The sequence below is a fragment of the Streptomyces sp. NBC_00158 genome (assembly GCF_045160885.1).
Classification (GTDB): Bacteria; Actinomycetota; Actinomycetes; order Streptomycetales; family Streptomycetaceae; genus Streptomyces.
On record NZ_CP108161.1, the window covers coordinates 1,825,642 to 1,840,008 of the forward strand.

General features: G+C 72.4%; 14 protein-coding genes. 4 read left to right on the forward strand and 10 right to left on the reverse strand.

What is annotated here, in order from left to right:
• Nucleotides 1-3: 3 nt before the first annotated feature.
• From truB to rimP, 7 genes are all read right to left on the reverse strand, one after another.
• Complete coding sequence (gene truB / locus OG553_RS08025; protein ID WP_405978328.1) at nucleotides 4-912, reverse strand: tRNA pseudouridine(55) synthase TruB; 909 nt, start codon at nucleotides 910-912, stop codon at nucleotides 4-6.
• Complete coding sequence (rbfA, locus tag OG553_RS08030) at nucleotides 909-1,361, reverse strand: 30S ribosome-binding factor RbfA (RefSeq protein WP_405978329.1); 453 nt, start codon at nucleotides 1,359-1,361, stop codon at nucleotides 909-911. Before rbfA ends, truB begins: the two co-directional genes overlap by 4 nt.
• A gap of 33 nt (nucleotides 1,362-1,394) precedes the next feature.
• On the reverse strand, nucleotides 1,395-1,688 hold the full coding sequence (locus OG553_RS08035; protein ID WP_405978330.1) for a DUF503 domain-containing protein: 294 nt from the start codon (nucleotides 1,686-1,688) through the stop codon (nucleotides 1,395-1,397).
• 153 nt (nucleotides 1,689-1,841) lie between these two features.
• Nucleotides 1,842-4,928, reverse strand: a complete 3,087-nt coding sequence (infB, locus tag OG553_RS08040) for a translation initiation factor IF-2 (RefSeq protein ID WP_405978331.1) — start codon at nucleotides 4,926-4,928, stop codon at nucleotides 1,842-1,844.
• A gap of 148 nt (nucleotides 4,929-5,076) precedes the next feature.
• Nucleotides 5,077-5,364 carry a YlxR family protein gene (locus OG553_RS08045; protein ID WP_405978332.1) on the reverse strand — a complete coding sequence of 96 codons (288 nt, stop codon included), beginning with the start codon at nucleotides 5,362-5,364 and terminating at the stop codon, nucleotides 5,077-5,079.
• Between the two features lie 144 nt (nucleotides 5,365-5,508).
• Nucleotides 5,509-6,510, reverse strand: a complete 1,002-nt coding sequence (nusA, locus tag OG553_RS08050) for a transcription termination factor NusA (RefSeq protein ID WP_405978333.1) — start codon at nucleotides 6,508-6,510, stop codon at nucleotides 5,509-5,511.
• 2 nt (nucleotides 6,511-6,512) lie between these two features.
• Complete coding sequence (gene rimP / locus OG553_RS08055) at nucleotides 6,513-7,010, reverse strand: ribosome maturation factor RimP (RefSeq protein WP_405978334.1); 498 nt, start codon at nucleotides 7,008-7,010, stop codon at nucleotides 6,513-6,515.
• 157 nt (nucleotides 7,011-7,167) lie between these two features.
• On the opposite strand from rimP, the gene OG553_RS08060 reads away from it, so the two are divergent.
• Genes OG553_RS08060 through OG553_RS08075 form a run of 4 tightly spaced genes read left to right on the forward strand, consistent with a single transcriptional unit; the run spans nucleotide 7,168 to nucleotide 9,979 of the window.
• Complete coding sequence (locus OG553_RS08060; RefSeq protein WP_405978335.1) at nucleotides 7,168-7,746, forward strand: hypothetical protein; 579 nt, start codon at nucleotides 7,168-7,170, stop codon at nucleotides 7,744-7,746.
• Complete coding sequence (locus OG553_RS08065; RefSeq protein WP_405978336.1) at nucleotides 7,743-8,201, forward strand: DUF4439 domain-containing protein; 459 nt, start codon at nucleotides 7,743-7,745, stop codon at nucleotides 8,199-8,201. The genes OG553_RS08060 and OG553_RS08065 overlap by 4 nt, the downstream gene beginning before the upstream one ends.
• 16 nt (nucleotides 8,202-8,217) lie before the next feature.
• The gene (locus tag OG553_RS08070) at nucleotides 8,218-9,120 is read left to right on the forward strand and encodes an aminoglycoside phosphotransferase family protein (protein WP_405978337.1); all 903 of its coding nucleotides are present in this window, start codon (nucleotides 8,218-8,220) and stop codon (nucleotides 9,118-9,120) included.
• A 43-nt stretch (nucleotides 9,121-9,163) separates the two neighbouring features.
• Nucleotides 9,164-9,979 (forward strand): slipin family protein, encoded by an 816-nt coding sequence (locus OG553_RS08075; protein WP_405978338.1) that lies wholly within the window; start codon nucleotides 9,164-9,166, stop codon nucleotides 9,977-9,979.
• Between the two features lie 886 nt (nucleotides 9,980-10,865).
• Here OG553_RS08075 and OG553_RS08080 read toward each other — a convergent pair.
• The 3 genes from OG553_RS08080 to OG553_RS08090 form a co-directional block, all read right to left on the reverse strand.
• Nucleotides 10,866-12,563, reverse strand: coding sequence for a proline--tRNA ligase (locus tag OG553_RS08080; protein WP_405978339.1), 1,698 nt, complete (start codon nucleotides 12,561-12,563; stop codon nucleotides 10,866-10,868).
• Between the two features lie 43 nt (nucleotides 12,564-12,606).
• Nucleotides 12,607-13,191: a GNAT family N-acetyltransferase gene (locus tag OG553_RS08085; RefSeq protein WP_405978340.1), complete on the reverse strand. Its 585-nt coding sequence runs from the start codon at nucleotides 13,189-13,191 to the stop codon at nucleotides 12,607-12,609.
• Between the two features lie 207 nt (nucleotides 13,192-13,398).
• Entirely contained in the window at nucleotides 13,399-14,241 is an 843-nt protein-coding gene (locus tag OG553_RS08090) for a GNAT family N-acetyltransferase (RefSeq protein WP_405978341.1), read from the reverse strand.
• Nucleotides 14,242-14,367: the final 126 nt, after the last annotated feature.

Below are 14,367 nucleotides of genomic sequence, written 5' to 3' on the forward strand. Positions count from 1 at the left end.
CTGTCAGACGAAGACCGCGAGGGACTTCGCCTTGCCGCCCTTGCTCTCCACGAGCCCGAGCAGCTTGCCCTCGGGGCCGTAGACGGCGACGGTGCGGCCGTCCTGGTAGTCGTCCGGCATCTCGATCCGCACGCCGTTGGCGAGCAGCGAGGCCCGGCGGGCGTCCAGGTCCCAGCGCGCGAACGCGGCGGCGGCCGCCTCGCCGATCGGCATGACGGTCAGCTCCTCCTGGAGCTGGTCCAGCGTGCGCGCCCTGTCGAGCTTGTACGGGCCCACCCGGGTGCGCCGCAGCGCCGTGAGGTGGCCGCCGACGCCCAGGTCGGCGCCCAGGTCGCGGGCGATGGCGCGGATGTACGTACCGCTGGAGCAGACGACGGAGACGACGAGGTCGACGACCTTGGTGCCGTCCTCGGCCTCGGCCTCGCGCATGTCGTACACCTGGAACGACGAGATGGTGACCGGACGGGCCGGGATCTCGAAGTCCTCGCCGTCGCGGGCGCGCTTGTAGGAGCGCACGCCCTTGATCTTGATGGCGCTGACCTTGGACGGGACCTGCATGATCTCGCCGGTCAGCTTGGCGACGCCCGCGTCGACGGCCTCGCGGGTGACCCCGGAGGCGTCGGCGGACGAGGTGATCTCGCCCTCGGCGTCGTCCGTGAGGGTGTTCTGCCCGAGCCGGATGGTGCCGAGGTACTCCTTCTCGGTCAGCGCGAGGTGGCCGAGGAGCTTGGTGGCCTTCTCCACGCCGAGGACGAGGACGCCCGTCGCCATCGGGTCGAGGGTGCCGGCGTGGCCGACGCGGCGGGTCTTGGCGATCCCGCGCATCTTGGCGACCACGTCGTGCGAAGTGAAGCCGGACGGCTTGTCGACGATGACAAGGCCGTCCGGAGTCTTCCCTGCGTTGGTGCTCATTCCGCGGCTGCGTCCTCGTCGTCCTCGTCGCCCGGCTTCTTGTACGGGTCGGCTTCGCCGGCGTACTTCGCGCCGGAGGACACCTCGCGCACCTGGGCGTCGGAGGCCCGCGCCTTGTCGAGGAGGTCCTCGATGGTCTTGGCGTTCTCCGGGAGGGCGTCCGCGACGAAGGTCAGGGTGGGCGTGAACTTGGTTCCCGCCGCCCGGCCGACCGCGGAGCGCAGTACGCCCTTGGCGCTCTCCAGGCCCGCTGCCGCGCTGGCCCGGTCCTCGTCGTCGCCGTAGACCGTGTAGAAGACCGTGGCCTCCCGCAGGTCGCCGGTGACCCGTGTGTCCGTGATGGTCACGTGCGTACCGAGGCGGGGGTCCTTGACTCCGCGCTGCAGCTTCTCGGCCACCACCTCCCGGATGAGGTCCGCCAGCTTCTTCGCCCGCGCATTGTCGGCCACTGGTCCGTCTCCTTCTTTGTTGCAGAAAAGCAATCAGTCTTCATCACCGTGGTACTGCCGCCTCACGGACAGCAGCTCCACTTCCGGACGCGCCGCGACCAGCCGCTCACAGCGGTCGAGCACGTCCGATACGAACCCCGCGTCCCCGCTCACCAGGGCGACCCCTATGCGGGCCCTGCGGTGCAGGTCCTGGTCTCCCACCTCGGCCGCGCTCACGGAGAACTTGCGCTGGAGCTCGGCGACGATGGGCCGGACGACGGAGCGTTTCTCCTTCAGCGAATGGACGTCGCCGAGGAGCAGGTCGAAGGACAGAGTCCCCACGTACATGCAGTTCCGGATATCCCGCCGGTGCGGGTTAGGTGGCCTGCCGGCCGACGCTCGGCAGGGTCACCAGAACCGTACACGCAACGGCCGGGGCCGATCGACGGATATTCCGCCGACCGGCCCCGGGGTTACGACACGGTGCGATGTGCCTCGCGCTTAGACGCGGGGCTTCTCGCGCATCTCGTACGTCGCGATGACGTCGTCGATCTTGATGTCGTTGAAGGAGCCGAGGTTGATACCGCCCTCGAAGCCTTCGCGGATCTCGGTGACGTCGTCCTTGAAGCGGCGCAGACCGGAGATGGTGAGGTTCTCGGCGATGACCTTGCCATCGCGCAGGAGCCGCGCCTTGGTGTTGCGCTTGACCTCGCCGGAGCGGATGAGGACACCCGCGATGTTGCCCAGCTTGGACGAGCGGAAGATCTCGCGGACCTCCGCCGTACCGAGCTCGACCTCTTCGTACTCCGGCTTGAGCAGACCCTTGAGGGCCGCCTCGATCTCCTCGATGGCCTGGTAGATCACCGAGTAGTAGCGGACGTCGACGCCCTCGCGGTCCGCCATCTGCGCGGCACGGCCGACAGCGCGGACGTTGTAGCCGATGACGATGGCGTCGGAGCCCATCGCGAGCGAGATGTCCGACTCCGTGACCGCACCCACACCGCGGTGCAGGACGCGGATGTCGACCTCTTCGCCGACGTCGAGCTGGAGCAGCGAGGACTCCAGGGCCTCGACCGCACCGGACGAGTCGCCCTTGATGATGAGGTTGAGTTCCTGGACCAGACCGGCCTTGAGGACCGAGTCGAGGTCTTCCAGGGACACCCGGCGGACGCGCTTGGCGAAGTTGGCGTTGCGCTCGCGCGCAGCACGCTTCTCGGCGATCTGACGGGCGGTGCGGTCCTCGTCGACGACGAGGAAGTTGTCGCCGGCGCCGGGGACGTTGGTGAGACCCAGGACCAGGACGGGGGTCGACGGACCCGCTTCCTCGATGTTGTTGCCCTTGTCGTCGAGCATGGCGCGCACTCGGCCGTAGGCGTCGCCCACGACCATCGTGTCGCCGACGCGGAGGGTACCGCGCTGGACGAGGACGGTGGCGACGGCACCGCGGCCGCGGTCGAGGTGGGACTCGATCGCAATACCCTGAGCGTCCTGCTCGGGGTTGGCGCGCAGGTCGAGGGAGGCGTCGGCGGTGAGGACGACGGCCTCGAGCAGGGAGTCGATGTGCAGACCCTGCTTGGCGGAGATGTCGACGAACATCGTGTCGCCGCCGTACTCCTCGGCGACCAGACCGAACTCGGTGAGCTGACCGCGCACCTTGACCGGGTCGGCACCCTCGACGTCGATCTTGTTGACCGCGACGACGATCGGGACGCCGGCGGCCTTGGCGTGGTTGAGCGCCTCGATCGTCTGCGGCATGACGCCGTCGTTGGCCGCGACCACGAGGATCGCGATGTCGGTCGACTTCGCACCACGGGCACGCATGGCGGTGAACGCCTCGTGACCCGGGGTGTCGATGAAGGTGATCTTGCGGTCTTCGCCGTTGACCTCGGTGCCCACCTGGTAGGCACCGATGCCCTGGGTGATGCCACCGGCCTCGCCCGCGACGACGTTCGTCTTGCGGATGGCGTCGAGCAGGCGGGTCTTACCGTGGTCGACGTGACCCATGACGGTGACGACCGGCGGACGCGGCATGAGGAATTCCTCGCCGCCCTCGTCCTCGCCGAACTCGATGTCGAAGCCCTCGAGGAGCTCGCGGTCCTCTTCCTCCGGGCTGACGATCTGAACGGTGTAGTTCATCTCGCCGGCGAGGAGCTGGAGGGTCTCGTCGGAGACGGACTGCGTGGCAGTGACCATCTCGCCGAGGTTCATCATCACGGCGACGAGCGACGCCGGGTTGGCGTTGATCTTCTCCGCGAAGTCGGTGAGGGACGCACCGCGCGACAGGCGAACGGTCTCGCCGTTGCCGCGGGGCAGCATCACGCCGCCGACGGACGGGGCCTGCATGGCCTCGTACTCCTGGCGACGCTGGCGCTTCGACTTGCGACCGCGACGGGCGGGCCCGCCGGGACGGCCGAAGGCACCCTGCGTGCCACCACGGGCACCGGGACCGCCGGGACGGCCACCGAAGCCGGGACGACCGCCGCCACCGGCACCGGCCGGGCCGCCGCCGAAGCCGCCGCCACCCGGACGCGGGCCGCCGAAGCCGCCACCGGCCGGACGCGAGCCCGGACCGGCCGGACGGCCGGCGAAGCCGCCGCCGGGACGACCGGCGCCACCACCGGGACGCGGACCGCCGGCACCACCGGGACGGCCGGGGCCGCCGCCGGGACGCGGGCCGGGACCGCCGGCAGCGGGACGCTGCGGCATCATGCCCGGGTTCGGACGGTTGCCGCCCGGGCCCGGACGCGGAGCGCCGCCCTGCGGACGGGGCATGCCGCCCGGGGTCGGACGGGCGCCGCCGGGGCCCTGCGGACGCGGGGCGCCGCCGGGACCGGCCTGCGGACGCGGGGCACCCTGGCCGCCGGCGCCGGGGGCACCGGGACGGGGAGCGCCGGCCGGACGGGGCGCCTGCGGGCGCGCCATGCCGGTCGAGCCGCCGGAGGTGAAGGGGTTGTTGCCCGGACGGGGACCGGCCGGACGGGCGCCCTGCGGACGCGGGGCCTGGGAGCCACCGGCAGGACGCTGACCCTGGGCGCCGGGGGTGGCGCCGGCCGGGCGCGGGGCGCCGGGACGGGCACCCTGACCGGGACCGGCCGGGCGCTGCTGCGCCGGACGCGGGCCGGGGGACGCGGCGGGACGCGCCGGAGCGGCCGGGGCCGCCGGAGGCGCGGAGAACTCGGTCGCCACGGGAGCCGCCGGAGCGGGCTTCGGGGCGGGAGCCTTGGGACCGGGACGCGGGCCGGGAGTGGCCGGAGTCACCGGGGCACTGACCGCGGGGGCCTCGGCTGCGGCGGGCTTGGGGGCCGCCGGCGCACCGGGCTTGGGGGCAGCAGGACGTGCCGCGGCGGCCGGGGAGGGCGCCGCGGGCTTGGCGGGCGCGGCCTTGCGGGGCGCGCCGGGCTTCGCAGCGGACTTGCCGGCGTTGCCGCCGGGCCCCTGCAGTGCGTCAGTCAACTTGCGTACAACCGGCGCCTCGATCGTCGAGGACGCCGAACGGACGAATTCACCGAGTTCTTGGAGCTTGGCCATGACGACCTTGCTCTCTACCCCGAACTCCTTGGCGAGTTCGTATACCCGGACCTTAGCCACTTCGCTCCTTTTAGGTCCGGGTTACGCCGGACCGTCGCTACTTCATGGGCGTACTCATCGCGTACTCATCGAGTGCTCATCGCAATCTCGACCTACTTCCAACTCGCGAGGTACCTGACCGCACGGGATGTCCGTGCCGTACTTCTTCTTACGGTGTCGCCTCGGCCGGTACGGCCAGGGCTTTGCGCAGTTCCTCCGTGTCGAGCGCTCCGGCGGACCTGAGGGCCCGGGGGAACGCCCGGCGGCGGACCGCCTGGTCGAGGCAGACCACGGCGGGGTGCACGTAGGCACCCCGGCCGGGCAGCGTACCGCGAGGATCGGGGACGCATTCGTCCCTGATCGCCACGATCCGCAGCAGATCGCTCTTGGCCGCTCGCTCCCGGCACCCCACACAGGTGCGTTCGGGGCATGCGCGGGCTTGCGTCCGGCCAGACACGCCTAAGTCTACCTCCCCGTACCGACCTCACCCCTTCAGGTGAAAAATCGAACGGATGTCGTCGTGGTTCGTGGGGTGCTCCGGCGGCGCCGGAGTACCTGTCTACCGGCCGGGAACCCCCGGCCGGTAGCGGTTTATTCCCGGTCAGGCACCGGCGTCCGCGTCGGCGGGCACCTCGGTGTCGGGCCGGATGTCGATGCGCCAGCCGGTGAGGCGGGCGGCGAGGCGGGCGTTCTGCCCCTCCTTGCCGATCGCCAGCGACAGCTGGTAGTCGGGCACGGTCACCCGGGCGGAGCGGCTGTCCCAGTCGACGACCTCGACCTTGCTCACCCGGGCGGGTGACAGCGCGTTCGCCACCATCTCCGCCGGGTCGTCCGACCAGTCGACGATGTCGATCTTCTCGCCGTGCAGCTCGGCCATCACGTTGCGCACGCGGGCGCCCATCGGGCCGATGCAGGCGCCCTTCGGGTTGAGGCCGGAGCGGGTGGACCGGACGGCGATCTTGGTGCGGTGGCCGGCCTCGCGGGCGATCGCGGAGATCTCGACGCTGCCGTCGGCGATCTCCGGGACCTCCAGCGCGAAGAGCTTCTTCACCAGGTTGGGGTGGGTGCGCGACAGGGTCACGGACGGACCGCGGACGCCCTTCGCCACTCGTACGACGTACGTCTTCAGACGGAGGCCGTGAGTGTACTCCTCGCCGGGGACCTGCTCCTGCACCGGCAGGATGGCCTCCAGCTTGCCGATGTCGACGAGGACGTTCTTCGGGTCCTTGCCCTGCTGGACGACGCCGGTGATGACGTCGCCCTCGCGGCCGGCGAACTCGCCGAAGGTCAGGTCGTCCTCGGCGTCGCGCAGACGCTGGAGGATCACCTGCTTGGCGGTGGTCGCGGCGATCCGCCCGAAGTCCGACGGCGTGTCGTCGAACTCCTTGGGCTCCTGTCCCTCTTCGAGGTCCCTCGGGTCCTCGGTCGCCCACACGACCACGTGACCGTTGGTGCGGTCGAGCACGACACGGGCACGCCGGAAGCTGCCCTCGGTGCGGTGGTACGCGATGAGGAGGGCCGACTCGATCGCCTCGACGAGCAGGTCGAAGGAGATCTCCTTCTCCCGGACCAGACCCCGCAGGGCACTCATGTCGATGTCCACGGCTACGCCTCCTCTTCCTTCTTGTCCTTGCGGCTGAACTCGATCTCGACTCGCGCCTTGGCGATGTCGGTGAAAGCGATACGACGGGCGGTCGCCTTGCGGCCCTTCACACCCGGGACTTCGAGGTCCATGCCCTCGTCGTCGGTGGTGAGGATGCGGGCGATCAGTTCCCCGCCCTCGGCCAGCTGGAACTTCACGAGGCGGCCGGTCGCCCGAACGTAGTGACGGTGCTCGCTGAGCGGGCGGTCCGCGCCCGGGGAGCTGACTTCGAGGTTGTACTCGTCCTCGCCCATCACGTCGGACTCGTCGAGCCGGTCGGAGATCTCACGGCTCAGCTCGGCGCATTCGTCCAGGTCGACACCCTCATCGGAATCCACGATGATGCGCAGCATGCGGCGCTTGCCCGCCTTGGAGAGCTCGATGTCCTCGAGGTCCAGGCCCTTGGCGGCGACGAGTGGCTCCAGCAGTCCGCGCAGCCTGTCGCTCTGGGTGGTGCTCATCCGGGTGACTCCTCGGCCGCGTGTGCTGTTGTGGTTTTCCGTCGTGTCAGGTCAAAGGGTATCCGGTCGCGGAGGGTGTTGCCGTCCGCGCTGTGGACGGGACCCCCGGGTACCGTGATCACACTCTGCCCCGCCACCACCCTCCGAGGAGGCCGCCGTGCCCTTGACCACGCCTTCGAGGCGCTCGCCCTCCCGCAGGAGCCTGCTCGCCGGGGCCGCCGGCGCGACCGGGGCCGTACTGATCACCGGATGCGCCGGTGGCGGTGGCGCGCCGGACGCCGACAGCGGGATCGCACTCGACCGGCGGATGCGGGAGGGCGCCGTTCGTGACAGCGAGCGGCTGCTGGAACGTTACGACGCCACCCTGGCGGCCCATCCCGCGCTCGCCGAGCGCCTCGGGCCGCTGCGCGCCGCCGTCGCCGCGCACACCACTGCCCTGGCCTCCGCCGACCCCGCCGCCGGGAAGCCGTCCCCGCACCCGGGGCCGCCCTCCCCGTCCGCGTCCGGCGGCGCGGCGCCCGCCGCGGGCGCTCCGGCGGCGCGCAAGGAGCCGGTCCCGGAGCAGCCCGCCGAGGCGCTGAACGCGCTCGCGGAGGCGGAGCGGGACCTTTCGGAGGCCCGGACCATCGCCCTGGGCGGCGCCCCCGGGGAGCTGGCCCGGATGCTCGCCTCGGTGGCGGCCTGCGGGGCCGTCCACGCCTACCTGCTCACCTCGACGCCGGGAGCCGCCTCGTGAAGCCCTCGCCCTCCCCCGCCCGCGGCCCGCTGCCGGCCGCCCAGGCCGCGCTGGCCGCCGAGCACGCCGCCGCGTACGCGTACGGGGTGATCGGCGCGCGCATCGCGCAGGCCCGCGCGAACGAGGCCCGGGAGGCGTACGGGGGCCACCTGGCCCGGCGCGACCGGCTGACCCGGACCGTGCGGGAGCTGGGCGGCGCGCCGCAGGCCGCGGAGGCCGCGTACGCCCTGCCCTTCGAGGTGCGCACCCCGGCCGACTGCGAGCGGCTGGCCGCCGTGATCGAGGACCGGGTGGCGGGCGCGTACTCCGACCTCGTGAGGTCGGCGGACGGCCAGTTGCGCCGCGAGGCGGCTGACGCGCTGAGCGCGGCGGCCGTGCGGGCGGCGCGCTGGCGCGGTGTCGGCGTAGCCTTCCCTGGGCTCACGGAACGCGCACAGGCGGCCCGTACCAGCTGAAAGGGACCAGGCACGCATGGCTTTCGAACCGCCGCAGCGGCTCGTACGGGCGCTCGGCGAGCTGCCGCCGACCGAGCGGGACACGGAGTGGCTGGGGCGTCTGCCCGAGCTCGCCGAGGAGGCGCTGAAGCGGCGGGACGTCACGGCCCAGCGGGTCCAGGCCCCGGGCGGGCGCAGCAGCGTGGTGCTGCTGGTCCGCTACCCCGACGGCACCCCGGCCGTCCTGAAACTGGCGCCGCCGGGAGCATCGCCAGGCCTGGAACTGGCCGCACTCGCCCACTGGGGCGGCTTCGGGGCCGTACGCGTCCTGGATTCGCGCCACCACGAGGAGGACGGGGCGCTGCTGCTGGAGCGGCTGCACCCGGACGTGTCGCTGCGTTCGCTCCCGGAGGCCAAGGCCCTGCTGGAGGCCTGCGGCACGCTGCGCCGGCTGTGGGTGGCCCCGCCGCAGGACCACCCCTTCGAGACGGTGGCCGAACGCACGGCCGCCCAGTCCGGCCTGCTGCGCTCGGCCCCGCCGGAAGCACGAACGCTCGCGGAGACGGCCCTGGCCCTCCGCTCCGAGCTGACGGCCGCACCCCCGGAATCCCTCCTCCTGCACGGGAACTTCCGGCAGGGCAAGGTGCTGGCGGCCGAGCGCGCCCCCTGGCTGACGGTGGGCCCGGACCCGCTGGTGGGCGAACGGGCCTACGACCTGGCCCGGCTGGTCCGGGACCGGCTGGAGGACCAGATGGCCGCCTCCACCGGGGCGGCGGGGGCGCGCCGGCGGGTGAACAAGCTCGCCGACTCCCTGGAGGTGGACCGGGAGCGGCTTCGCGCCTGGACGGTGTTCCGGGCGGCGGAGTCCGGCGTCCGCGCACTGGCCGCCGGCCGCCGCCGCGACGCGGAGCTCCTGCTGGAGTTCGCGGCCTGGCTGTGAGGGCATAACACCCAAAAGGACACATGTCCGGCAGGGGGCCGTCATGGTCGAGGAACTGCTGACAGCAGGAATCGCCGCCGCCACGGGCGCCGCGGTGTACCTGGGCGCGGCCGCCCGGGTGGTGAAGCAGTACGAACGCGGCGTCGTCTTCCGCTTCGGCCGCCTCCGCGAGGGCGTCCGCCCGCCCGGCTTCACGATGATCCTCCCGGTGGCCGACCGCCTGCACAAGGTCAACCTCCAGATCGTCACCCTCCCCGTCCCGGCGCAGGAGGGCATCACCCGGGACAACGTCACGGTCCGGGTGGACGCGGTCGTCTACTTCAAGGTGGTCGACCCGGCGAGCGCGATCATCGCGGTGGAGGACTACCGTTTCGCCGTCTCCCAGATGGCGCAGACCTCGCTGCGCTCGATCATCGGCAAGAGCGACCTGGACGACCTCCTCTCGAACCGGGAGAAGCTCAACCAGGGCCTGGAGCTCATGATCGACAGCCCGGCGATGGGCTGGGGCGTCCAGATCGACCGCGTGGAGATCAAGGACGTCTCCCTGCCGGAGACGATGAAGCGGTCGATGGCCCGCCAGGCCGAGGCCGACCGGGAACGCCGCGCCCGCGTCATCAACGCGGACGCCGAACTCCAGGCCTCGCACAAACTGGCCGAAGCCGCCGCCGTCATGTCGGACCAGCCGGCCGCGCTCCAGCTCCGCCTCCTCCAGACCGTGATCGCGGTCGCGGCGGAGAAGAACTCCACCCTGGTCCTCCCGTTCCCGGTGGAACTCCTCCGCTTCCTGGAACGCGCGACCCCTGTCGCTCCCGCCCCTGTTGCTCCCGCGCCCGAGCCGCCCCCGCCGCCGCCCGCGTAGCCCCGCCGGGGGCATGCCGCTGCGCGGGGCGGTCCCCCACCCGCCCTTCACCCGTTCTCGCCTCAGACGCCGGCGCGGCTCGGGGCGGTAGGGGTCTACGCGCCGGCGCGGCCCAAACACGGCGCTACCGCGCCCGCGCCTCAAACTCCCCCAGCTACCGCTGGGAGGTGCCACCAGGCGAGGCTGGATCTGCCGGCCTCGCCGAGGAGGTGTGGGCCTCAGCCCCAGACGGCCCGAGGCCGCCGACCCAGGAGGAGCGCGTAGCGACCTGACGCGCCCGTCGGCTCCCTGGGCTGCCCTGCTCGTCCTTTCGTGCAGGTATCAGCCACGGGCGGCCGCCGGACGCCGAGACGAGAGGAGCGCGTAGCGATCTGGCGCGCCTGGGGGCTCCGCAGGGGGCTCGGGTCGCCTTTTGGTGCGGGTAGTCGCGCACCCAGCCCCGGAGCGGGACTTCTGAGGGCTCGGATGCCCGGCGAGCCGGGCCCCGGCCCCTCGCCTGGTCCCTGACGGACCGTCCCTCCCCCTCTGTCCGGTGACCGTTCTTTTGGGGGCTTCCCGTCAGTCTTTCGGCGTTCCGGGGCGGGTCGGCCTGTCAAGGGTCGCCGAAGGCGATCACGCAGTGACGCGACCGAAGGGAGCGCCCTTGACAGGCCGGCCCGACACGGAAGGACGATGGGACTGACGGGAAACCCCCAAACCCTCCCTGACATCGCCCCAGGGGGCACCGCCCACCCGGCCACCGGCCCGCAGACGGGGAGGCGGGTGGGCAGCCACCGCCCGGCCCCAGGGGGTCGAGGGGGAGATAGCCGGCCCGCACCGCGGAGCCGACGGACCAACGGCCCGACGGCCCACGGACCCACCCACAGACCCCCAGCCCCCAGGCCCCCTACGACACCCGCGCCAGCGCCTCCGTCAGCGGCAGCTCCTCGCGGGTGCCCGCCGTGCGGTCCTGGAGTTCGACGGCGCCCTCGGCGGAGCGGCGGCCCGCCACCAGGATCCACGGCACGCCGATCAGTTCCGCGTCCGTCAGCTTGACGCCCGGCGACAGCCCGGGACGGTCGTCCAGCAGGACCCGCCGTCCGGCCGCGGCCAGGGCGGCCGCCGCTTCCTCGGCCAGCGCGAGCGGCACGGCCTTGCCCGCCGCGACCACGTGGACGTCGGCCGGTGCCACCGCCGCGGGCCAGCGCAGGCCGCGCTCGTCGGCGGTCTGCTCGGCCAGCGCGGCCACCGCGCGGGAGACGCCGATGCCGTAGGAGCCCATGGTGACCCGGACCGGCTTGCCCTCCCTGCCGAGGACGTCCAGCCCGAAGGCGTCGGCGTACTTCCGCCCCAGCTGGAAGATGTGCCCGATCTCGATGGCCCGGTCCAGCTTCAGCCCCGCACCACACGCCGGGCAGGGGTCCCCCGGCTCGACGACGACCACGTCGAGGTACTGGTCCACTTCGAAGTCGCGGCCGCAGACCACGTTCCGCGCGTGCGTGTCGGCCTTGTTGGCGCCCGTCACCCACGCCGTGCCCGGCGCGACGCGCGGGTCGGCGAGGTAGCGGACCTTCTCCAGGCCCTGCGGGCCCACGTAGCCGCGTACCAGGTCGGGCCGGCCGGCGAAGTCCTCGGCCGTCACCAGCTCCACCACCGCCGGGGCCAGGTGCTCCCCGAGCTTGCCCAGGTCCACCTCGCGGTCTCCCGGCACGCCGACGGCGGTGATCTCGCCGTCCACCTTGACCAGCAGGTTCTTCAGCGTCGCGGAGGCCGGGACACCGAGGTGCGCGGCCAGGGTCTCGATGGTGGGCGTGTCGGGGGTCGGGATCTCCTCCAGAGGAGCGTGTCCGGACCCCTCGACCGGCGTCAGCGCGAACGTGACCGCCTCCGTGTTCGCCGCGTAGTCACAGTCGGGGCAGTCCACGAAGGTGTCCTCGCCCGCGCCGGCCGGCGCGAGGAACTCCTCGGACGCCGAGCCGCCCATCGCGCCGGACACGGCCGACACGATGCGGTGGTCCAGGCCGAGGCGCTCGAAGATGCGCACGTAGGCCTCGCGGTGGAGCCGGTAGGACTCGGCGAGCCCCTCGTCCGACACGTCGAAGGAGTACGAGTCCTTCATCTGGAACTCGCGGCCGCGCAGCACGCCGGACCGGGGCCGGGCCTCGTCCCGGTACTTGGTCTGGATCTGGTACAGCATGACGGGCAGGTCCTTGTAGGACGTGCACTGGTCCTTCACCACGAGGGTGAAGATCTCCTCGTGGGTGGGGCCGAGCAGGTAGTCGGCGCCCTTGCGGTCCTTCAGCCGGAACAGCAGGTCCCCGTACTCCGACCAGCGGCCGCTGACCTCGTACGGCTCCTTCGGCAGCAGGGCCGGCAGCAGCACTTCCTGAGCGCCGATCGCGTCCATCTCCTCGCGGACGATGCGCGAGACGTTGTCCAGGACCTTCTTGCCGAGCGGCAGCCAGGTCCACACGCCGGCGGAGCTGCGCCGGACGTAGCCGGCCCGGACCAGGAGGCGGTGGCTGAGGGTCTCGGCGTCGGCCGGGTCCTCGCGGAGGGTCTTGGCCATGAGGCGGGACATGCGCTGTACGTGGTGAGTGGACATACCGGGAGGCTACCGAGAACCCCGCCGCGCCCGGAAACGCGTTTCAGCCCGCGTACGGCGGCCTGAGCAGGGGCAACGGCGCGCCCATGACCGCGTACGGCAGGCTCGCGCTAGGGAAGTGGACCTTCCGGGCCAGGTCCCGGTAGCCGAGTGCGGCGTAGAGCCCGCGGGCCGGGCTGTCGGTGTCGATGGCGGAGAGGATCGAGCGGGGCTCGGCGGCGCCGTCGGTGATCCGGGTGATGAGGGCGCGGCCGACCCCGCAGCCCTGGAAGCCGGGGTGGACGTGCAGCTCGGTGATGACGAAGGAGTGGTCGAGCCAGTGTTCGGTGCCGCCGGCCCGCAGGTAGGGCTCGACGATGGTGGACCACCAGTGGCCGCGGTCGTTGGGCATCCCGTAGACGAAGCCGGCCAGCGCCCCGTCGTCGGTGAAGGCGCCGAGGGCGCGGGCGCCGGGGCAGGTCATGTGGCGCTGGACGATGTAGCGCCGGATGCCGACCTCCTCCTCGCTGAGGCCGAAGGCGACGGCCTGGACGCGCAGGGCTTCGTCCACCCGGCCGGCGAGGTCGAGGTGCCCGATGCGGAGTCCGGCGGGCCGTACGGCGTCGTCGCCCGGGGAGGTAGGCAGCATGCGGCGACCTTACTTCGGGGTAGTACCGCTCCGGTACGGCTTCCCGGACGAAACCGGCCGCCGGCTTCGGTGGGTCGGAACAGGACGCCACTCCAGCGGGCCCGCACCACACCAGACCGGTACCGCAACACACCGGAACCACCCCAGACCGGCACCCCAACCCACCACGACCCCAACCCACCAGGACCGCAACGATCCCGGACCGGATCAGAACAGAACGCTCATGAACGCCCCGACCTCCCGGAACCCCACCCGGCTGTAGGCGGCCCGGGCGGCGGTGTTGAAGTCGTTGACGTAGAGGCTGACCACGGGGGCCACGTCGCGCAGCGCGTATGCGACGACGGCGGCCATGCCGGTCTCGGAGTGCCCTCGGCCGCGGAACTCGGGGGCCACCCAGACGCCCTGGATCTGGCAGGCGGCGGCGGTGGCGGCGCCGATCTCGGCCTTGAAGACGACCTTGCCGTTCTGGACGCGGGCGAAGGAGCGGCCGCTGCCGACGAGCTCGGCGACGCGGGCCTGGTAGAGCAGTCCGCCGTCCCCGGCGAGCGGCGAGATGCCGACCTCCTCGGTGAACATGGCCACGCAGGCGGGCATGATCAGTTCCATCTCGTCCTTGCGGATCCGGCGGACCATGGGGTCGGCGGCGATCTCGGCGGACGGCTGTTCGATGACCATGAGCGGCTGGTGGGCGCGGACGTCGCGGGCGGGGCCCCAGCTGGGCTCCAGCAGCTGCCACAGCAGCCGGGTGGGTTCGGCGGGGCCGACGATGGAGGAGCAGCGGCGGCCGGTGCGGCGGGCCCGGTCGGCGAAGGCGCGTACGGCGTCGGGGCCGGCGCAGACGGGGACCAGGTTGGCTCCGGCGTAGCAGAGGGAGCGGAGCTCGCCGTCGGCGTACCAGCCCCACATCTCGCCGCCCAGGCGCCACGGATCGAGTCCGGCGACCTGGACCCGGGAGGTGACGAAGGCGTTCTCGACGGGCTCGCGTCCGAGGATGGCGAGCGCGGCGTCGAGATCACTGGGTTCAAGGACCCTGGTAGTGGTCTGCGTCAACACTGGGGCCTCACCGTGCAAGTCTGCTGATCTCCGCACTGTACCCGGAGCAACCTGCGCACGCCTGGTCCCGCAGGTCACGAAAAGGGCCCGGCCCCGCCCGCGAGCTGCGCGGACGGGGCCGGG